The 20,461-nt window shown below is 39.1% G+C and carries 15 protein-coding genes and 1 riboswitch; of the genes, 2 read left to right on the top strand and 13 right to left on the bottom strand.

What is annotated here, in order from left to right:
- Positions 1–5: 5 nt before the first annotated feature.
- Complete coding sequence (locus tag IGL07_RS06430; protein ID WP_010817249.1) at positions 6–2,417, bottom strand: hydroxymethylglutaryl-CoA reductase, degradative; 2,412 nt, start codon at positions 2,415–2,417, stop codon at positions 6–8.
- A gap of 185 nt (positions 2,418–2,602) precedes the next feature.
- Here IGL07_RS06430 and IGL07_RS06425 point away from each other — a divergent pair, with 185 nt between their 5' ends.
- Positions 2,603–3,754 carry a hydroxymethylglutaryl-CoA synthase gene (locus IGL07_RS06425; protein WP_010817248.1) on the top strand — a complete coding sequence of 384 codons (1,152 nt, stop codon included), beginning with the start codon at positions 2,603–2,605 and terminating at the stop codon, positions 3,752–3,754.
- A 72-nt stretch (positions 3,755–3,826) separates the two neighbouring features.
- Here the strand turns inward: IGL07_RS06425 and IGL07_RS06420 are convergent, their stop codons facing one another.
- From IGL07_RS06420 to IGL07_RS06400, 5 genes are all read right to left on the bottom strand, one after another.
- Positions 3,827–4,609 (bottom strand): hypothetical protein, encoded by a 783-nt coding sequence (locus IGL07_RS06420; RefSeq protein ID WP_025189519.1) that lies wholly within the window; start codon positions 4,607–4,609, stop codon positions 3,827–3,829.
- A gap of 123 nt (positions 4,610–4,732) precedes the next feature.
- Positions 4,733–5,335, bottom strand: a complete 603-nt coding sequence (gene dhaL / locus IGL07_RS06415) for a dihydroxyacetone kinase subunit DhaL (protein WP_010817246.1) — start codon at positions 5,333–5,335, stop codon at positions 4,733–4,735.
- A gap of 12 nt (positions 5,336–5,347) precedes the next feature.
- Complete coding sequence (gene dhaK / locus IGL07_RS06410; RefSeq protein ID WP_002357760.1) at positions 5,348–6,331, bottom strand: dihydroxyacetone kinase subunit DhaK; 984 nt, start codon at positions 6,329–6,331, stop codon at positions 5,348–5,350.
- Complete coding sequence (gene dhaM / locus IGL07_RS06405) at positions 6,332–6,730, bottom strand: dihydroxyacetone kinase phosphoryl donor subunit DhaM (RefSeq protein ID WP_002357762.1); 399 nt, start codon at positions 6,728–6,730, stop codon at positions 6,332–6,334. It lies immediately after the preceding gene.
- 12 nt (positions 6,731–6,742) lie between these two features.
- Positions 6,743–7,882: a glycerol dehydrogenase gene (locus IGL07_RS06400; RefSeq protein ID WP_002363858.1), complete on the bottom strand. Its 1,140-nt coding sequence runs from the start codon at positions 7,880–7,882 to the stop codon at positions 6,743–6,745.
- A gap of 160 nt (positions 7,883–8,042) precedes the next feature.
- Between IGL07_RS06400 and IGL07_RS06395 the strand changes: the two genes are divergently transcribed.
- Positions 8,043–9,029 (top strand): PocR ligand-binding domain-containing protein, encoded by a 987-nt coding sequence (locus tag IGL07_RS06395; protein ID WP_010817245.1) that lies wholly within the window; start codon positions 8,043–8,045, stop codon positions 9,027–9,029.
- A gap of 112 nt (positions 9,030–9,141) precedes the next feature.
- Here IGL07_RS06395 and lpdA read toward each other — a convergent pair whose 3' ends face one another.
- The 7 genes from lpdA to IGL07_RS06360 form a co-directional block, all read right to left on the bottom strand.
- Positions 9,142–10,548 carry a dihydrolipoyl dehydrogenase gene (gene lpdA, locus IGL07_RS06390; protein WP_002357765.1) on the bottom strand — a complete coding sequence of 469 codons (1,407 nt, stop codon included), beginning with the start codon at positions 10,546–10,548 and terminating at the stop codon, positions 9,142–9,144.
- Positions 10,549–10,555: 7 nt separating this feature from the next.
- Positions 10,556–12,175, bottom strand: a complete 1,620-nt coding sequence (locus tag IGL07_RS06385; protein WP_002357766.1) for a dihydrolipoyllysine-residue acetyltransferase — start codon at positions 12,173–12,175, stop codon at positions 10,556–10,558.
- A gap of 142 nt (positions 12,176–12,317) precedes the next feature.
- Positions 12,318–13,295 (bottom strand): alpha-ketoacid dehydrogenase subunit beta, encoded by a 978-nt coding sequence (locus tag IGL07_RS06380; protein WP_002357767.1) that lies wholly within the window; start codon positions 13,293–13,295, stop codon positions 12,318–12,320.
- A gap of 2 nt (positions 13,296–13,297) precedes the next feature.
- Positions 13,298–14,413 (bottom strand): pyruvate dehydrogenase (acetyl-transferring) E1 component subunit alpha, encoded by a 1,116-nt coding sequence (pdhA, locus tag IGL07_RS06375; RefSeq protein ID WP_002357768.1) that lies wholly within the window; start codon positions 14,411–14,413, stop codon positions 13,298–13,300.
- 598 nt (positions 14,414–15,011) lie between these two features.
- A complete protein-coding gene (mgtA, locus tag IGL07_RS06370) occupies positions 15,012–17,624 on the bottom strand; it encodes a magnesium-translocating P-type ATPase (protein ID WP_002388982.1) in 2,613 nt (870 codons plus the stop codon).
- A 223-nt stretch (positions 17,625–17,847) separates the two neighbouring features.
- Positions 17,848–18,015: riboswitch (M-box (ykoK) riboswitch) on the bottom strand.
- Between the two features lie 81 nt (positions 18,016–18,096).
- On the bottom strand, positions 18,097–18,678 hold the full coding sequence (locus IGL07_RS06365; RefSeq protein WP_010817244.1) for a TMEM175 family protein: 582 nt from the start codon (positions 18,676–18,678) through the stop codon (positions 18,097–18,099).
- A 169-nt stretch (positions 18,679–18,847) separates the two neighbouring features.
- Positions 18,848–20,461 carry a glycoside hydrolase family 13 protein gene (locus IGL07_RS06360; protein ID WP_010817243.1) on the bottom strand — a complete coding sequence of 538 codons (1,614 nt, stop codon included), beginning with the start codon at positions 20,459–20,461 and terminating at the stop codon, positions 18,848–18,850.

Here is a 20,461-nt window from a genome sequence, read left to right as displayed (position 1 = left end):
TTTTTTTATTGTTTTCTTAAATCATTTAAAATAGCCAAGGCTCGGTCTTGGTTCATCGTTTTTTGACGTTTTAATTGTTGAGCGACTGCCTCAACTTCTTTACCAGTAGCTCCGACCGTCATCGCTAAAGAACGTGCTTGTAGAGCCATGTGTCCTTTTTGAATTCCTTCAGAGACTAAGGCCCGTAACGCCGCTAAATTTTGTGCCAAACCAACAGCCGCTACTACTCGACTTAGTTCTTTTGCATCCGTCACTGCTAACAAATCAGCGGCTGCTTGAGATTTAGGTAAGACTTTTGTGGCACCGCCAACCGTGGCTAAAGCAAGCGGAACTGAAATTTCACCAATTAGTTGTTCGCCATCCAGCGTCCAACTAGTCAAGCCTTGGTAGCGACCTTCTTTCACCGCAAAAGCATGACAAGAAGCGCTAACAGCGCGTGTATCATTTCCTGTAGCTAAAACTACAGCTTCAATGCCATTCATGATCCCTTTGTTATGCGTGACTGCCCGATAGGGATCTAATGAAGCATAGCGTGAAGCTAAAACAATTTTTTCAGCAATTTCCCGGCCATTGATCCCCTTACTTAAACGTGAAACTGGAATAGCCGTTTTCATCGTAACAACCGACTCCGTGGCATAATTACTTAAAATACTGAATAAAATCTTTTGCTCCGCAAACCATTCACGGAACAACTCGGCCACACCTTCCAACATAGCGTTAACGATATTTGCCCCCATTGCATCCTTAACATCTACTAAAAAGTCGACAGATACAAATGATTCATCAAAAGCACGATATTGCAAATCTCTTAAGCCGCCGCCCCGTTTAACGATAGATGGATAACTTAACTCTGCTTGTTGAAAAATTTCCGCTTCTCTTACTTGTAGTTTATCAATCAATGACTCGGGGTCTGCAACATCGTAAAAAACGATTTGTCCACGCATTAAGCGTTGTTGACTCACTGTTTTAAATCCTTGTGCTATTTTTGCACCATTACTCAAAGCCGCAATCACTGAGGGCTCTTCTGTCGCCATTGGTACCAAATAATCAGTTTCGTCCACTGTTAAATGTAAGCCAACGCCCATCGGCACTTCTGTTTCACTGATTTGATTTTCAATCATATGATTAGCAATCTGCGAAGATAAAGCCGTATTTTCAAATTCTTTTTTTGTATCAGCAGAAATCTGGCCTTCATTAAGAAGAGAAGCCAGGCGTTCCTCAGGACTCATTTGATAAAATCGGCTGTTTTTTTTTTGCTGAGGTCTCTCTAGTAGCATAGCGAGTCCTAAGCCACCGCCGATACATAAAGAAGCCACGCCATATTTCTTTTCTTTTTGATTTAATTGATAACTTAAACTCGTTAATAAACGAGCACCTGTGGCACCAATCGCATGACCTAATGAAATACCGCCACCATAAATGTTAACCTTTTCCTCTGGTAAAGCCAGTTCTCTTTGGACCACAATTGAAGTTGCTGCAAATGCTTCGTTGATTTCATACAGATCAATTTCTTCCGTAGTAAGTTGATTGCGCGCTAACAGTTTTTGAATGGCTTTAATCGGCGAAATTCCCATATAGGCTGGATCAATACCGACTTCCACACTGTCTCGAATAATAGCTAAATAAGGAAGACCGTGTGCTTCGGCATATTCTTGTGAAGCAATAATCAAAGCAGAAGCCCCATCATTAATGGTTGATGCATTCCCTGCTGTTACAGTACCGTCTTCTTTAAAAACAGTTTTAAGCGTTCCTAGCTTCTCGACGCTCGAATTAGGGCGAATCCCCTCATCTTTCTCCACAAGCGTTCCTGATACTTCTAAGGGGGCTATTTCGTCAGCGAATATCCCTTCTGCTTGTGCTCGAGCTGCTTTTAATTGTGAATGTACAGAAAATTGATCTTGCTCTTCTCTGGTTACATGATACTTTTCGGCAACATTTTCAGCAGTTAAGCCCATTGCTTGACCGCTAAAGGCATCTGTTAACCCATCGTACATCATACTAGAAAAAGGCGCATCGTAGCTTTCTGTTTCGTAATTAAATCGTTGTAATTTAGGTGCTTGGGACATATTCTCAATCCCACCAGCAATTAAAACTTCCGCTTCTCCTAATTGAATCAATTGTTTCGCCAAAATAACGGCCTTCATGCCTGATCCGCAGACCTCATTAACCGTCATGGCGGGAATTTCATGAGACAAACCGCTGTTTATAGCTATTTGTCGTGCGGGATTTTGGCCATTTCCAGCTTGTAAAACATTTCCAAAGATTACTTGATCAATTTCTTCAGAAATAGTGGAATGTCTTTTTAAAAGTTGTGTTGTAACATGTGTTCCTAAGTCTACGGCACTTACTTGACTTAAGCTGCCTTTATATTTTCCAATTGGTGTTCGTAATGCATCAATAATAACTACTGTTTTCAACTAAATGCACCTCCATCTTGAAATATATCATAAAATCCCAGAATCACAAGTGCCAATTACTGAATGTTAACAGACTTATAAGATATTTTTTAATAATCTATGAAGTTAATACAAAAATTCCCCATTTTGGTTCATTTCGTGCTATTTTATATAATGAATCTATTTATCGTAAAGGAGTTAAAGAAATGACAATTGGGATTGATAAAATTAGTTTTTTTGTGCCCCCTTATTATATTGATATGACGGCACTGGCTGAAGCCAGAAATGTAGACCCTGGAAAATTTCATATTGGTATTGGGCAAGACCAAATGGCGGTGAACCCAATCAGCCAAGATATTGTGACATTTGCAGCCAATGCCGCAGAAGCGATCTTGACCAAAGAAGATAAAGAGGCCATTGATATGGTGATTGTCGGGACTGAGTCCAGTATCGATGAGTCAAAAGCGGCCGCAGTTGTCCTACATCGTTTAATGGGGATTCAACCTTTCGCTCGCTCTTTCGAAATCAAGGAAGCTTGTTACGGAGCAACAGCAGGCTTACAGTTAGCTAAGAATCACGTAGCCTTACATCCAGATAAAAAAGTCTTGGTCGTAGCGGCAGATATTGCAAAATATGGCTTAAATTCTGGCGGTGAGCCTACACAAGGAGCTGGGGCGGTTGCAATGTTAGTTGCTAGTGAACCGCGCATCTTGGCTTTAAAAGAGGATAATGTGATGCTGACGCAAGATATCTATGACTTTTGGCGTCCAACAGGCCATCCGTATCCTATGGTCGATGGTCCTTTGTCAAACGAAACCTACATCCAATCTTTTGCCCAAGTCTGGGATGAACATAAAAAACGGACCGGTCTTGATTTTGCAGATTATGATGCTTTAGCGTTCCATATTCCTTACACAAAAATGGGCAAAAAAGCCTTATTAGCAAAAATCTCCGACCAAACTGAAGCAGAACAGGAACGAATTTTAGCTCGTTATGAAGAAAGCATCATCTATAGTCGTCGCGTAGGAAACTTGTATACGGGTTCACTTTATCTGGGACTCATTTCCCTTTTAGAAAATGCAACGACTTTAACCGCAGGCAATCAAATTGGGTTATTCAGTTATGGTTCTGGTGCTGTCGCTGAATTTTTCACTGGTGAATTAGTAGCTGGTTATCAAAATCATTTACAAAAAGAAACTCATTTAGCACTGCTGGATAATCGGACAGAACTTTCTATCGCTGAATATGAAGCCATGTTTGCAGCAACTTTAGACACAGACATTGATCAAACGTTAGAAGATGAATTAAAATATAGTATTTCCGCTATTAACAATACCGTTCGTTCTTATCGAAACTAAGTATTTATATCCCCCGATTCAATCAACAAAAGAGCTAGACATTCAAGTTTTTGCTTGAATGTCTAGCTCTTTTTATGAAAGCCAAACTTCTTTGACCCCGTCTGTCACGGCGATACCATCTGTCAAAGCTAAACGTTGTGAATAAGAAACGTAGCCATAATAAACATCAACACCGCCGCCATTGTTCCAAGTAACAGTGATTTTAACATTTGGAGTAATCGATTTTGTAGCTGGTTGGGTCGTCGGGCGATAACTAGTCGTATCATAACTTAAAATAGTGCCCGAAGCTCCACTTATTTCGGCTTTTCCTGTGTAAATTTCGCCATTCGTATTCGTCTGCGTGACCGCTCCATTCGCTTCAATGATTAAACCCGCTTGCTTTTGATCTCCTCGTGGATAATAAAAAAGATACGTGGTTGCCCATTTAGCAAATTCATCTGGAATTGGTTTAAGTGATTCCGTTGGTGCCGGACTCGACTTCGTTTGCTTTTCAACCGCGACTTCTTCTTGTCTTTTTAAGCCTTCATTATTTTGATTATTTAGTTTCTCAACCGTTTCTTTAACGATCGAATAGTGTGGTTTCCCTAAATCGCTAATAGGGATCGTAGCTAATTTTTCTTCTGATTCTTTATATTGCCCCTCTGCCGTTAACTTTTTAGCTTCTGTAATAATGGCATCATACTTGGTTTGGTCTACAGAAGAGGATGTGCTTTGTCCCGTAGCTTCGACTTGTTTTGTGACACTGGTTTTTTCCGTGGTCACGTCTGACGAATTTCCACAAGCACTTACAAACATTGAGCTAACGATTAATAAACATCCCACAATCACATGCTTTTTCATCTTTAAATCCCCCATTGGTCTATCTTTGTTATTTTTTGTTACTTAAATTATCCCATAGATAAACAAAAGAAACCATTATTTATAAAAAAGTTTAGCAAGCGCTTCAAGAGAGGCACTTGCTAAACTTTTTTCTCACTGTTATTGATTGATTACTTTGACTAGTTCTTCAAATAATAATGCACTAGATGCTGCTCCTGGATCAATATGACCAATTGCTCGTTCCCCTAAATAAGAGGCACGTCCTTTTTTCGCCACCCAATCTTTTGTTGCTTCAGCAAATTGTTCAATTTTTTCTTCATTAAATTGTTCCGCTCCAATTACTTCAGCAACAGGTGCCCAGACATCAACCATCGTTTTATCTCCTGGTTCAGCTTTGCCGCGCATCTGAATCCCAGCTAGACCTTGCTGAACAATTTCTTTTAATTGCTCTGGCGAACTGATGGTTTCCAAATCTTTTGTCGCTTTAGTCATATTCATAAACGCAGTACCATATAAAGGACCAGAAGCTCCGCCAACTTTTGAAATCAAGGCCATGGATAGGACTTTAAATGTCTCCGTGATTGTTGTTGGTACTTTTTTGTCAAACGCAATTTTGTATTCAGCCATACCACGAGCCATATTGTTGCCATGATCCCCATCACCAATCGGCGTGTCTAACTCACTTAGATAGTCTTTTTTTTCTTCAATAACTTTTGAATAATTATCTAACCATGTTTGAATGTCTTTTACTGTTAATTCCATCTTTTATCACCCTTACCAAGAAATTGTTGTTACATTGCTTTCTAGCGCTGTTTGCCAGTCTTTTGTCGCCAAATCAATCATCGTTAAAGATAAACCTTGCATGTCAATAGACGTCATATAGTTACCCACTTTATGGAAGGTCACTTGAACACCTTTATCTTCTAATAATGTTAGCACGTCGTTCATAAATACAAATTGTTCCATTAATGGCGTGCCGCCCATGCCATTGACAAGTACCCCCACTGTTTGTGGTTGTTGTTCATAGCTACTTAATGTTTTTTCAACTAATTCTTTCGCTAACTCTTTCGATGGTTGGATTTTTTCACGACGATAGCCTGGTTCTCCGTGAATCCCTACGCCAAATTCAATTTCATCTTCTGGTAAAGTAAAACCTGGTTTGCCAACTTCAGGCACAGTGGCTGCTTTTAAAGCCACTCCAATTGTTTTCGTGGCTGCTACAATCTTTTCTCCTAAAGAAACGAGCTCTTCTAAAGAAGCACCTTGGCGGGCATGATGTCCTAAAATTTTATGGACAAGAACAGTCCCGGCAACGCCGCGTTTTCCAGCGGTATAGGTGCTATCTTCGACAGCAATATCGTCATCGACAACGACCATTTCTACATGAATGTCTTCCATATCAGCCATATCTTTGGCCATTTCAAAGTTCAAAATATCGCCTGTATAATTTTTTACGATTAACAGAACACCGGCCCCTTGGTCTGCCGCTTGGATCCCTGTTAAAATTTGATCTGGTGTTGGTGAAGTAAAGACATCACCTAAAACTGCGGCATTTAACATTCCATCACCAACAAACCCAGCATGTGCAGGCTCATGACCACTTCCACCACCAGATACTAACCCAACTTGTTTGTTTGAGTCGTTGCGAGCAATCACGCGAGAATCTTCGACTTGATGAACAAGGTTTCCATAGCTTTTCACAATTCCTTGGAGCATTTCTTCAACAATTTTACCAGGTTCATTAATAATTTTTTTCATTTAGTTCCACCCTTTCTTACCAGCATTTTGAGCTTCTGCTAAAATTTGCGTCAAATCATCTGAGACACCTGCAGTAATTGCTGCCGCAAAGGCACCTTCAACCAATGGGGCATCGACTAAATGATAATGTTTCTGTTGGTCTTCTTCTAGCATATCAAAAGCTAATTCTGAACTTAAAACGGCACTGCCTAAATCGGCAAAAATTAAAAATTCTCGGTCAGAGTCCGCTTCGTTAATCGTGTCAATGATTTTCATTGGATCTGAACCTAATGAACCATCTGATGTGCCACCAAGTGAATGAATTGTAATTTCTTCACTGGCGTTCATCTGTTCAATCATCTCTTTAATACCATCTGTAATCATTTTGCTATGTGAAACGAGTAAAATATCTGCTTTCATGTGGACACTTCCTTAATCTAATTTATGTCTTGTTTTATATTCTTGTCCGACTTTATCTGCAACAATGATTGCATTCGCTACTTCTTCAACGACAATTGGGAATGGCATTGAATGAATTGATTCTTCTGGAATGCAAGCAATTTTGGCTACTTCTAACGCTTCTTCATAAGTGATTTCATCGACACCAATATCTGAAAGCGTTAATGGTAAACCTACAGAAGCGCTAAAGTCTAAAACAGCTTCTAATTCGTCTTTTGCTGCATCTTCTAATACAAGTTGTGCAATTGTTGCAAAGGCTACTTTTTCACCATGTAAATAACTGTGCGCACCAGGTAAGACTGTCATACCGTTATGAATCGCATGCGCTGCAGCTAAACCGCCACTTTCAAAACCTAAGCCTGAAAGTAAGATATTTGTTTCGATAATCTTATTCAATGATTCAGTAACCACGTTTGCATCACAAGCTAATTTCGCTTTTAACCCATCTTCCTGTAGGTTTTCCCAGCAAAGTTTTGCCATGGCCAAAGCTGCATATGTGCCGCTAGCAGCGGGCGTTAAGCCTTCTCTTGAACCCATGGGCAAACTAGCATTAACCCGAGAATATGAATTGTGTGTTGCGCGTGCTTCAAAATATGTGGATAAGGCATCCCCCATTCCAGCAACTAAAAATCTAGTTGGCGCTTTGGCAACCACTTTTGTATCAACCATCACGACGCTTGGACTTTGTTTAAAGTAAGCATAATCATCAAATGAGCCATCTTCATGATATAGTACAGCTGAATGCGAAGTTGGTGCATCTTGAGCCGCAATCGTTGGTACAATAATTAAGTTTTCACCTTCTGCTACGACTTTTGAAGCATCGATTGCTTTACCGCCACCTAAACCAATGATACAGTCTGCTTGTTCTTTTTGTCCAACGTTTTGCAAGCGCTTTGTTTCTTCACGCGTTACTTCTCCACTAAAGCCGCCCTCTACGAAGGTAATGTCAAACTTTTTCGCTGTTTCTTCCAATTGCGGACGTACACGATCAACGTCAGCAGGATTTGCAATTAGTAACGCTTTTTTTCCAAAAGTTGAAACGAAGTAACCTAAGTTTAGTAATTCATCTTCCCCTTGAACATATTTCGTTGGTAAAATCAATGCTTTTCTCATGTTGATAGCCTCCTATATTTTGTTTACATACATAGTATAAAACGCTTTCATCCAAAAAGCATTGAACTTTTGGTATCGTTTTCTTGCAAAAAATGATAGAATTATTTTGTGAAATAATAAAATATTATGATTTTTAAACTTTAGATTGAAGGATTGCCTTATGACTGTAGAATTAAAAAATATTTTAGATTTAGAAAAGTGGGAAAAATTGCAAGAATCATTAGCCTTAAGCACTCGTTTAGCCATTATTTTAGTCGATTATAAAGGTCGTCCTGTGACGAAACATAGTCAAGTTCAACCCTTTTGCCAACTGGTACGTCACTCCCCTGAGCTCTCGAAACTTTGTGAAAAATGTGATGCTCGTGGTGGCTTGGAAGCCGTTCGCACTGGTCAGCCTTTTATCTACCGTTGTCACTTTAATATCGTTGATATGGCCATTCCCATTATTGTTGATGACCAGTATGTAGGAGCCATTATGGCTGGTGAAGTTTTGCTCGAAGATCACCAAGAAGAGTTAGAACAGGTTTTAACCATGAATGATGCCTTCATTCAAGAATTTTTAGTAACACACCAAGAGCTGTATCAACAATACCCTGTTTTAGAACTAGCAGACTTAGAAAAGAGCGCGACATTAATCGCAGATTTAAGCCAATATATTATTTCTGAAGCCATCAAAAAAGATTATTTAATCAATACGTACAAACAATCCTTACAGATTAGTTCGCGAAAAGAAGAGCTGGAGCCATTGACTATGATCCAAAAAGATATTCAACAAACTTTATTAACTGCTCAATTAACTCCTTCAAGTGCCTATCAAACTAAAAATAAGCAATTACAACCGGTTTTAGATGCCCTTTGGGAAAACAAAGCGCTGCGTTTAAATTTACAAGAACTGGCAGACCTTGTTCATTTGACACCGACGTATTTAAGTCGTTTATTAAAAGAGGAGTTTGGTATTCCCTTTAGTCAATTTTATCGACAATTAAAAATCACATGGGCTAAACAGCTTCTTTTGGAGACAGATAAAACAATTGCCCAAATCAGTGAAGATTTAGGGTTTGTTGAAGATAGCTATTTTGTCCGGATCTTTAAACAAGAAACGGGTGAAACACCTCTTAAATACCGTAAAAGAAAGAACAGAGCATAAAAAAACAACGACTCCGAGAAGTCGTTGTTTTTTTACACCTTTTGCTCTTGCTGTGGCTAATGCAACAAGTGCAAAAGGCGCATTATATCTGTCGTGCGACAAAGTGATACTATTAAATATGAATTGGTAAACCTAAAGCCAATTCAGCTGTATCCATAGTAATTTCGCCCAATGATGGGTGTGGGTGGATTGTTAAAGCAATGTCTTCTGCATTCATGCCAGATTCAATAGCTAAAGCTAATTCAGAAATCATGTCACTTGCACCGACACCGGCAATTTGTGCACCGATGATGACATTGTCTTCTACAGTTGTAACTAAACGCATGAATCCTTCAGTTTTATCTAAAGAGATTGCACGGCCGTTACCAGCAAATGGGAATTTGTAGCCTTTTGCTTCGATTCCCGCTTCTTTTGCTTCTGCAACAGTCATACCAACGCTTGCCAATTCTGGATCAGTAAAGGCAACAGCTGGCATTGCTTTGTAATCAACTGCAACTTTCTTACCAGAAATTGCTTCAGCAGCAATTTTTGCTTCGTAGCTTGCTTTATGCGCTAACGCAGCACCTGGTACGATGTCGCCGATTGCGAAGATGTTTTTCACGTTAGTACGTCCTTGGTTGTCAACTGGGATTAAACCACGTTCGCCAATTTCAACGCCCGCTTGTTCTAAGCCTAAGTCGTCTGTGTTTGGACGACGTCCAACAGTGACCATTACGTAATCTGCTTCAACACTTTCTTCTTTTCCGTTAACTTCATATTTAACAGTGACGCTATCGCCATTGTCAACAGCTTCTTTAGCCATTGCAGAAGTCACGATTGTTACGTTTTTCTTCTTGAAGTCGTCTGTGACAACTTTAACCATATCTTTTTCATAAGTTGGTAAAATTGATGGGCTACCTTCTAAAATTGTTACTTCTGAACCTAAGTTAGCATAAGCGCCACCTAATTCAGCACCGATGACACCGCCACCGATAATAACGAATTTTTTAGGAACTTCTTTTAAGTTTAAACCGCCTGTAGAATCTAACACGCGTCCGCCAAATTTGAATCCTGGGATTTCAATTGGACGAGAACCTGTTGCTACAATAGCATTATTGAATGAGTAAGTTTGTGCTGAGTCTGGGTGAATAACACGCAATGTATTTTCGTCAACGAAGAATGCTTCGCCTTCAATAATTTCCACTTTGTGTTTTTTCAATAACATGCCAACGCCGCCTGTTAATGATTTAACAACTGTGTTATCTTTCCAGTCTTGTGTTTTTGCAAAGTCTAATTCGACTCCTTTAGCTGTTACACCAAAAGTTGAAGAATCTTGTGCTTCTTGGTAATGATGTCCAGCAGCAATTAAAGCTTTTGAAGGAATACATCCAACGTTTAAACAAACGCCTCCGATGTATTCACGTTCGATAATCGCAACTTTTTGACCCATTTCTGCGGCACGAATTGCAGCAACGTATCCTCCAGGTCCAGCTCCGATTACGACTGTATCTAGTTCAATGGCGAAATCTCCTACTACCATTTGTTAATCATCCTTCCATTAATAGTAATTCTGGATCAGCTAATAAGCGTTTAATGTTGTTCATTGCTTTTTGAGCAGTTGCGCCGTCAACGATACGGTGGTCAAAGCTTAATGATAATTTCATCATGCGTCCCACAACGATTTCGCCGTCTGCATTAACAACTGGTTCTTGTGCAATTGTACCAACGCCTAAAATAGCAACTTCAGGGTAGTTGATTACTGGTGTAAACCAGCCGCCACCGACTGAACCAATGTTACTAATTGTGATTGTACCATCACGCATATCTTGTGCAGTTAATTTGCCTTCGATAGCCAATGCTGCTTTTTCGTTGATTTCATCAGCGATAGCAAACATGCTCTTCGTATTAGCATTTTTAACATTTGGTACATATAAACCATGATCTGTATCAGTAGCGATACCAATGTTAAAGTAATTTTTGTAAACAATTTCTTGTGCTGCGTCATCGATTGATGCATTCAAGATTGGGAATTTTTGAACAGTTGAAGTCAATGCTTTTACAACGTATGGTAAGAATGTTAATTTTGTACCATTTGCAGCAGCAACATCTTTAAATTTCTTACGGTGATCCCATAATTTAGAAACTTCTACTTCATCATGTAATGTTACGTGAGGAGCAGTGTGTTTGCTGTTAACCATTGCTTTAGCAATTGCTTTACGTGTTGGTGTCATTTTTTCACGTGTTTCCATTTCGCCTAAATCAGAAGTAAAGGCTTTTGGCGCTGCTTTAGGTGCTGCTGCTTCCGCTTTAGGTGCTGCTTCTGTTGCGGCAGCTTCAGTAGCTGGTGCTGCTTGAGAACCACCAGAAACAAAGGCATCAATATCCGCTTTAATGACACGGCCACCTTTACCAGTTGCAGTTACTTGTGTAATATCAACGTCTTTTTCACGCGCATACTGACGAACAGATGGCATTGCTAAAACGCGTTTGTTTGGATCAGCGGCTGCAACTACGCCTGTTGAAGCGGCTGGAGCTGATGCTTCCGCTTTAGGAGCGTCAGTAGCTGGTGCTGCGGCTGCCGGTGCTGCTGAATTATGACCAGGTGCGTCAATTTCAACTAACACGTCACCAACATTGGCAACTGTTCCTTCTGGTACAACGATATTTTTTACAGTACCTGTTACTGGTGATGGAATTTCTTCTACTGATTTGTCATTTTGTACTTCTAATAATGAATCATCTTCATTAATTGTATCGCCAGCTTTAACGAACCATTTAACGATTTCGCCTTCGGCAATTCCTTCACCGATGTCTGGTAATTTAAATTGGAAAAATCCGCCAGCTGCTTCGGTTGTTGGTACAGCAGCAGGTTGTGCTGGTGTTTGTTCTTGTGCAGGAGCTGCCGGTGCTGCATCGTTATCTTCGTGACCAGGTGCGTCGATTTCGATTAACACGTCACCAACGTTTGCAACTGTTCCTTCTGGTACAACGATATTTTTTACAGTACCTGTTACTGGTGATGGAATTTCTTCCACTGATTTGTCATTTTGTACTTCTAATAACGTATCGTCTTCGTTGATTGTATCGCCAGGTTTTACAAACCATTTAACGATTTCGCCTTCGGCAATCCCTTCACCGATATCCGGTAATTTAAACTGATAAGCCATTTTTTAAGTCTTCCCTTCTTCGTTGGATCTGTCTATTTTCTTAGGAGCAAAACGCGGGGAAACGACTATAGTAGCTGAACATCTCATGCCTATAGCCGTATTCCACCTGTTTAATTCTTCGTTTATCTACTTCGAATAACTATTAAAATTCGACGATTTCTCTAGCTTTTGCTTCGATATCTTTCGCATTTGGTAACCAGATATTTTCTGCTTGTCCGAATGGGAAGATTGTATCTGGAGCAGATACACGTCCGATTGGTGCTTCTAATGATAATACGGCACGTTCAGAAATTTCAGAAACAACCATAGCGCCAACGCCAGCTTGTTTTTGTGCTTCTTGAACGACAACCACACGGCCAGTTTTTTCAACAGAGTTAATAATTGTTTCCACATCTAAAGGAGCCACTGTACGTAAATCAATGATTTCTGCTGAAATATTGTCTTTCGCTAAGCTATCAGCTGCTTTAATCGCTTCACGAACCATAGCGCCGTAAGTGATGATTGATACGTCTGTTCCTTCACGAGTTACAGCCGCTTTATCTAAAGGCACTTCATAAGCTTCGTCTGGCACTTCCTCACGGAATGAACGGTATAATTTCATGTGCTCTAAGTAGACAACTGGATCGTTGCTGCGAATAGATGAAATTAATAGTCCTTTTGCATCGTAAGGGTTTGATGGAATAACAACACGAACACCTGGTGATTGTGCGATTAATCCTTCTAAGTTATCTGAGTGAAGTTCTGGTGTATGAACACCACCACCAAATGGGGCACGAACAGTAATTGGCATATTACGAGTTCCACCCATACGGTAACGCGTACGAGCCATTTGACCAACGATTTCGTCAAATACTTCAAAAACGAAACCAAAGAATTGGATTTCAGGAACTGGACGGTAACCTTGCAAGGCAAGACCGAAAGCCAATCCACCGATACCAGATTCAGCTAAAGGTGTATCGAAGACGCGGTCTTCACCAAATTTTTCTTGTAAACCTTCAGTTGCACGGAAAACCCCACCGTTGTTACCAACGTCTTCACCGAAGATTAAGACATTTTCGTCTTTCTCTAATTCAAGAGCTAAGGCATCTGTAATTGCTTGGATCATAGTTTTTTGTGCCATTTTTATTTCGACTCCTTCGCTTCATAAAATGCAATTTGTTCTTTAATTGTTTGAGGTTGAACTTCAAACATATTTTTCAAGAAATCAGAAACTTTTTGTTTTGGCGCTTTATCCGCTTCTGCAATCGCTACTTTGATTTCTTCTTTTGTTTTTTCAATAATTTCTTCTTCTTTTGCTTCAGACCATAAGCCTTTATCTGTTAGATATTTACGGAAACGAGTCAATGGATCTTTTTGTACCCATTCGTCATCCATTTCTTTTGAACGGTAACGTGTTGGATCGTCTCCAGATAAAGTATGTGGACCATAACGATAGGTTAATGTTTCAATTAAAACTGGACCGTTTCCTGCAGCTGACCAATCGCGTGCTTCTTTTGCAATTGCGTAAACTGCTAATGGATCCATACCATCAACTTGAATACCAGGAATTCCTGCTGCAACAGCTTTTTGAGCTAAAGTTTTAGCCGCTGTTTGTTTTTCACGAGGTGTAGAAATCGCAAAACCATTGTTTTGGATAATGAAGACACCGTTTGCTTGGTAAGCACCAGCAAAGTTAATTGCTTCATAGAAGTCCCCTTGTGAAGAACCGCCGTCACCAGTATAAGTGAAGACAACATTTTCTTTTCCACGTTTTTTCAATCCTAAAGCAACACCAGCTGCTTGGATGTATTGAGCACCAATGATAATTTGTGGTGGTAATGCATTTAAATCTTCCGCGTAGTAGTTCCCTGCTACGTGACCACGAGACCATAAGAAAGCTTCTCTTAATGGTAAACCATGTTGTACTAATTGAGGTACATCACGGTAACCTGGTAGTAAGTAGTCTTCTTTTTCCATTGCAAATTGACTTGCCAATTGGCTTGCTTCTTGTCCAGCTGTTGGCGCGAAGAATCCTAAGCGTCCTTGACGGTTTAATGCAGTAGAACGTTGGTCTAACACACGAGACCAAACCATGCGTGTCATTAATTCAACTAATTCCTCATCCGATAAATCAGGTACTAAATCTTCATTCACAATTTTTCCATCTTGATCCAAGATTTGGAAAGTTGGGAAATCAGCGTCGACTTTAGCCATTAGCTCTTTAAAGTCAATAGGTTTTTGTTTCTTAGCCTTTGCCATTTTGTCACACAATCCTCTCTATTACGTTTCTTTAATTTCGATAAAAGTAAAACAGAGTGCGAAACTGTATTACTTTTTATCGACTACACTTAACAAATTATCACTAAATTCGAAAAAGCGCAAGAAAAAAACTCTAATTTCTTCATTTTTTCACAAAAGAGCAAAACCGCATGTTTTTGCGGTTTAGTGATAATTTTCACAAACAAGAAAACGGTTTCCGTTCTACACTTCTTCTGTACTATTTTTCTCCTAACTGTTATATTCTATTTTGAAAATATTATATAACAGTTCTATTAATTTGAGCCCCCTTATCCCCGAGCTGGCTAGTAATCTGATTTCCGAACTTTGCGTTTTCATGAAAATTATCTTGAAAAAACCAAAAAATAAAAACCGTCAGCCGAGTAACCTACTCAGCATGCGGTTTTTTATTTTTTAGAGAACAAAGTTTTTTTCGTTAATTTTTATTTTTTGGGGCTCGTTTTTTTGCCAAATACTTTACCTTAGGTTTTATCACGAACATTCATTGCTTAAAATCACCAAATTTTCGCAAAACGAGTAATACAGCTTAGCAAATTCTTTTCTCTTTCAGTAGATTTTACTAAATCCATTCCTTGGTAATTTTAATATATAAACGTTTAGCTACTTCAACAGTTAACATGTACGCAATGATGATTCCAAAGAACCATGGCCAGTAGTTAGCCGGAAGTTTCACAAAGTCAAAAACCTCTCTTATAGGCGTTGCTACAATCAGGAAACCGAGTAAAATTGCGCCTAAACTACTTAACATCACAGGCATTGACGCACGACTTTGAATGAATGGTATTTTCCGCGTCCGGACCATATGAACAACTAACGTTTGACTAACAAGTCCCACCATAAACCAACCTGTTTGGAATAAATGTTGAGTTGCCAAACTATTGGCGCTAAACACAAACCACATGACAAGATACGTTAGAATATCGAAAATACTACTTACCGGGCCAATACATACCGTAAATTTCGCTAGTCCGTTCGTTTCCCAACGAACAGGGCTTAATAACTCTTCTTCATCGACATTATCCCAAGGAATTGTCAACTGAGCCACATCATAAATTAAATTTTGAATCAAGAGTTGTAAAGAAAGCATTGGTAGGAATGGTAAAAAGGCACTGGCTACTAAAATTGAAAAGACATTCCCAAAATTAGAACTGATGGTAATTTTAATATATTTCATCATATTGCTAAATACTTTTCGTCCTTCAATCACACCAGATTCCAGTACATTTAAACTTTTTTCCAGTAAAATAATCGAACTAGCATCTTTAGTAATATCAGCTGCAGTATCTACTGAAATGCCCACATCAGCTTTTCGTAATGCCGGTGCATCATTAATGCCATCCCCCATAAAACCAACCGTATGACCTTTTGCTTGTAGCAATTCAATAATTTTAGATTTTTGCATCGGATTTAATTTGGCAAATAAATTAGTTTCTTCTACTTGCGCCCGCAACTCTTCATCTGTCATTGCTTCAATTTGAGAACCTAATAACACATGGGAAACTTCAATACCTACATCTTTACAGACTTTTTTGGCGACAATGTCATTATCGCCCGTTAGCACTTTCACGTTGACACCATGTTCATGTAAGGAGCGGATAGCGCTGACAGCTGACTCTTTTGCTGGATCAAGAAAACCCATAAACCCAATCAATGTCATCTCTTTTTCATCTTCAACTGAATAAACTGCTTCTTTATGGACATCTTTTTTAACAGCTACCGCTAACACACGCATCCCTTGTTTGTTCATTTGAACATTCACTCGGCGTAGTTCTTCTCGTACAGCAGTGCTTAATGGTACAATTTCGCCATTAATTTGCGCATGCGTGCACACTTCTTCCATTTCTTCCACGGCGCCTTTCGTGATCATCAATTGATGATCATCTGCATTCACGACAACCGTTAAGCGGCGTCTGGAAAAATCAAAAGGAATTTCATCAATTTTAGTGACATTTTTAAACGGCGTTTTCCATTGATGCTCTTCATAAAAATTAATAACGGCAATATCCATTAAATTTTTCCAACCTGTTTGATAAGAAGAATTTAAGTAGGCTAAATTTAGAACCTCGTCACTCAAATCACCTAATGGATTCAAATGTTGAACCAAAACTACACGATCTTCGGTAATCGTTCCAGTCTTATCTGTACAGAGCACATCCATACCACCCAAATTTTGGATAGCCGCTAATTCTTTAACAATGACTTTATGTTTCGATAAGGATAATGCACCCTTGGCTAAGTTACTCGTAACAATCATTGGCAACATTTCTGGTGTCAAACCAACTGCAACGGCAATCGCGAAGAAAAACGCTTCGCCCCAAGCACCTTTAGTTAAACCATTAATCAAGAAAACGATTGGAAACAAAATCATTACCATTCGTAATAAAAACTTACTGACTTTTGCTAAGCCTAAGTCAAAACTAGTTTTTCCTCGTTGTGTTGTAGCATTTTTAGCAATATCACCAAAAAATGTATGTTGCCCAGTTTTTAAAATAATCGCTTTTCCTTGTCCACTCAAGACATCTGTGCCCATAAACACTAGGTCTTGCATATCTAATGCAGAAACCTCTGTTTGTTGACGATCCACACCTGCATCCACAAATTTTTCGACAGGCATGGATTCGCCTGTTAGCGACGATTGATTAACGAATAAATCTTTGGTCCAAATCAACACGGCATCTGCAGGAATCATGTCTCCTGTAGCTAAAGTTACAATGTCTCCTGGAACAATTTCGTCCATTGGAATTTCTTTCGTAATCCCTTCCCGTGTCACTGCAGCGGTGTTTTCAATTAATTCTTTTAAATCCAAACTCGCTTTCTGAGAACGATACTCTTGTATAAAAGCAATCAAGACACTGGCTAAAATCATCACGCCCATCACGATAGCGGCTTCGAAATCTTTCGTTAAAGTTGAAACGACCATCAATAAGGCTAAGACATAGACAAACGGATCTTTGAATGCACTTAAAAATAAAATAATTGCTGGGGTTGGCTTTTGTGCAGAAACTTCGTTTGGTCCAAATTCCTCTAATCTTTTTTCGGCATCTTCATTCGAGAGTCCTTTTTCAGATGTCCGTAATTCCATCATTAATTCCCGTTCAGAAAGCAACGCCAATTTACGTAATTCTTGATCTTTGGTTGCTTTTCTCATATCCATTGTTTTTTTGTTCATCATTTTCTTTTCCTCCAAGGTTGTGGTCACCTGCCGAAAAGAGTGCTAAAATCTTCTCCTTTCGTTGGTGACTGTATTTTGTTTCTCTGTTCACTTCCAGGGTCTTCCATGACAGTCATCCTTTCTTTTTCTTATTTATACTTCCAGTGAATAATTGCTTTTTTGCCAAACACACAAAAAAGGACCTACTCAACAATAGAGTACGTCCCAAAATACCATCTTTAAATAAGATTCTCTATCGTTGAGCTTTAGCACTATAGGGCGTAGATAACATGTATCAGCTACATTATGAATAACCTTCACGATTATTCCTGTTCAACCAACTAAGGGTCTCTCGATCCTTTCGCGGCAGCAGCATTTGTCCAAATAGGAGCCTCACCTAACAATTATTCAGTTTTTATCCACTTCTTATAATAGAGGAGTTTGACATTCTTGTCAAAAGATTTATGACTTTTTTGTTATAAATAAAAAATGACTACTTTAAAGTTTCCTTTATTTCTGCTTTTCGCTCAGGAATAAACCACATGACTAAAACAATCGTATCAATAATCAGAACAGCGATTGGCGCTACCAGTTTACCCACAATCAACGCAATAATATTCAACACAATCGAAAGCGTTAATTTTGGATAGTGGCCAAACAAACGTTGTACTTCGGATTTGGGCCCATTTGCCTGAATCAATGCCCGCACCACTAGATAATAAGCAACATCAGCTCCTAATACTACTAAGCCATACAAAGCTTGTGGCGGCCAAGAAAATGGATGTTCACCTACCCAACCAGTAACAAACGGGAAAAACGTCAACGTCAAAATTAATAAATTATTCATCCAAAGGACACGTCCATCAATTTTACGGACACTTTGAAATAAATGATGATGATTGTTCCAATAAATTAATAAAGTAACAAAACTAATTAAATAAATAATGATTTTGTGTCCAGATTGGGTCAGAGCAGACCAATCTGCTTTTTCAGGTATTTTTAATTCTAAAATTAACAACGTTAAAATAATCGCAATGACTGCATCTGTAAATGCTTCTACACGTGTTTTCGGCATCATTTCCCCCTACTTTCATAAAATTAAATAACTTACCCAAAGTAAGTATAACGCATTTCTGCAAAAATTCAATTATTTATGAAGTCTCTCGGTTGTTGAAGTTCCTAAAAATGAGTGCAAGAGTCCTACTTAAAAGTAAGTCTCTTGCACTCATTATAGAACAAATCAGTTATTGGAAGACCCCTGCCTGATAAGGTGCTAACTGCATCCGTTTCTTCACTGTAAAGTCTTGATTCCCTAACAATTGTTGCCACTTTCTGCCTAGTAATTTATTCGGCAAGTCAAATTGGCACTTTTCTCCACTTAAATTGACAATCACTAACGCTGTTGCCTCAGTTGTTTTTCTTAAAAAAGCAAAAACAGACGGATGATTGGGTGCTAATAGTTCAAACTGTCCATCTGTAAAGACCGGATTGTCTTTCCGCAACGCAATTAACTTTTTGTAATAATTCAACACGGATTGCGCATCCTTTTCTTGGTCAGCCACATTTATTTCTTTGAAATTGGGATGAATTGCTAACCACGGATGCCCCGAGGTGAATGAACTTGCCTCTTGACTCGTCCACTGCATAGGCGTACGCGAATGGTCCCGCGTCCAATGCGCCACTTCTTTTAATGCTTGTTTCGCATCGTAGCCATTTTCTATAAGCAAACGATAATGGTTATGGGAATCTTTAGCATCTAACTCGTCAATCTGTTGAAATGGATAATTAACCATGCCGATTTCCTGTCCTTGATAAATAAACGGCGTTCCTCGCAAGAGCAAGGCGATTGTTCCAATCGCCTTAGCAGAATGAGAGGTTTCATTGCCTAAAATCGAATTGATTCTGGGATTATCATGATTTTCTACATATAATGCATTCCAGCCTTCTGTCCCTAAATGCTTTTGCCAGCGAGCCATTACTTTTTTATAGCCTAAAATATTTAACCGTTCTTCTCCTGGCTTTCCTTCTCGAACATTGTGCTCTAATTCAAAAATCATATTCAGATAGCCCGCATCATTGGTCCATTCCACCGCTTTTTTACTTGAAACGCCACTAGCTTCCCCCACTGTCATGATGTCATACTCAGCAAAAATAGCTTTCAAATCTAGCATATAGTCTTCAATGCCTTTTACATTCATAAATGGAGCCCACGGATTCGTGGTAATTTTAAAATCCCAAGGTTCTTTTTGGATATGACTAATCGCATCCAATCGGAAACCATCAATTCCCAAATCTAACCACCAGCGAATCATCGCATAAATCTCTTCACGAACTTTAGGATTTTTCCAGTTCAAATCAGGTTGCTCTTTTGCAAACACATGAAAATATGCTTGTTTTGTACCCTCGTCATACGTCCAAGTCGAGCCACCAAAAAAGCTTTGCCATTCATTCGGCATACGATCTGGTGTCGCATCGGCCCATAAATAATACTCACGATACGGATTATCTAAACTTTTTTTCGCTTCAACAAACCACGGATGTTGATCACTTGTATGATTGACCACTAAATCAAGAATAATCTTCAAACCTAATTGATGCGCTTGGTCCAAAAGTTCTTGAAAATCTTCCATCGTACCAAATTCTGGCTGAATCCCTTGATAATCCGCAATATCATAACCATTGTCAACGTTCGGCGAAGTGTAAATCGGATTTAACCATAAAAAATCGACCCCTAGTTCTTTTAAATACGGTAATTTCTCAATAATTCCCTGCAAATCACCAATGCCATCCCCGTTGCTATCTTTAAAACTCCGAGGATAAATTTGATAACCGACAGCATTTTTCCACCATTGGTCCAT

Origin of the sequence: Enterococcus sp. DIV1368f (assembly GCF_051712245.1) — a bacterium.
GTDB classification, from domain to species: Bacteria; Bacillota; Bacilli; order Lactobacillales; family Enterococcaceae; genus Enterococcus; species Enterococcus faecalis.
The sequence above is the reverse complement of the archived record's forward strand: the minus strand, read 5'-3'. Positions and strand labels throughout refer to the sequence as shown.

What these genes read in the sequence shown, in the direction of transcription:
- dhaK (WP_002357760.1), bottom strand. Translation starts at nt 6,331, where the DNA reads ATGAAAAAAATTATTAATGAACCTGGTAAAATTGTTGAAGAAATGCTC.
- IGL07_RS06380 (WP_002357767.1), bottom strand. Translation starts at nt 13,295, where the DNA reads ATGGCACAAAAAACTATGATCCAAGCAATTACAGATGCCTTAGCTCTT.
- IGL07_RS06420 (WP_025189519.1), bottom strand. Translation starts at nt 4,609, where the DNA reads ATGGGGGATTTAAAGATGAAAAAGCATGTGATTGTGGGATGTTTATTA.
- IGL07_RS06425 (WP_010817248.1), top strand. Translation starts at nt 2,603, where the DNA reads ATGACAATTGGGATTGATAAAATTAGTTTTTTTGTGCCCCCTTATTAT.
- IGL07_RS06395 (WP_010817245.1), top strand. Translation starts at nt 8,043, where the DNA reads ATGACTGTAGAATTAAAAAATATTTTAGATTTAGAAAAGTGGGAAAAA.
- IGL07_RS06365 (WP_010817244.1), bottom strand. Translation starts at nt 18,678, where the DNA reads ATGCCGAAAACACGTGTAGAAGCATTTACAGATGCAGTCATTGCGATT.
- IGL07_RS06360 (WP_010817243.1), bottom strand. Translation starts at nt 20,461, where the DNA reads ATGGACCAATGGTGGAAAAATGCTGTCGGTTATCAAATTTATCCTCGG.
- dhaL (WP_010817246.1), bottom strand. Translation starts at nt 5,335, where the DNA reads ATGGAATTAACAGTAAAAGACATTCAAACATGGTTAGATAATTATTCA.
- mgtA (WP_002388982.1), bottom strand. Translation starts at nt 17,624, where the DNA reads ATGATGAACAAAAAAACAATGGATATGAGAAAAGCAACCAAAGATCAA.
- dhaM (WP_002357762.1), bottom strand. Translation starts at nt 6,730, where the DNA reads ATGAAAGCAGATATTTTACTCGTTTCACATAGCAAAATGATTACAGAT.
- lpdA (WP_002357765.1), bottom strand. Translation starts at nt 10,548, where the DNA reads ATGGTAGTAGGAGATTTCGCCATTGAACTAGATACAGTCGTAATCGGA.
- IGL07_RS06400 (WP_002363858.1), bottom strand. Translation starts at nt 7,882, where the DNA reads ATGAGAAAAGCATTGATTTTACCAACGAAATATGTTCAAGGGGAAGAT.
- IGL07_RS06385 (WP_002357766.1), bottom strand. Translation starts at nt 12,175, where the DNA reads ATGGCTTATCAGTTTAAATTACCGGATATCGGTGAAGGGATTGCCGAA.
- pdhA (WP_002357768.1), bottom strand. Translation starts at nt 14,413, where the DNA reads ATGGCAAAGGCTAAGAAACAAAAACCTATTGACTTTAAAGAGCTAATG.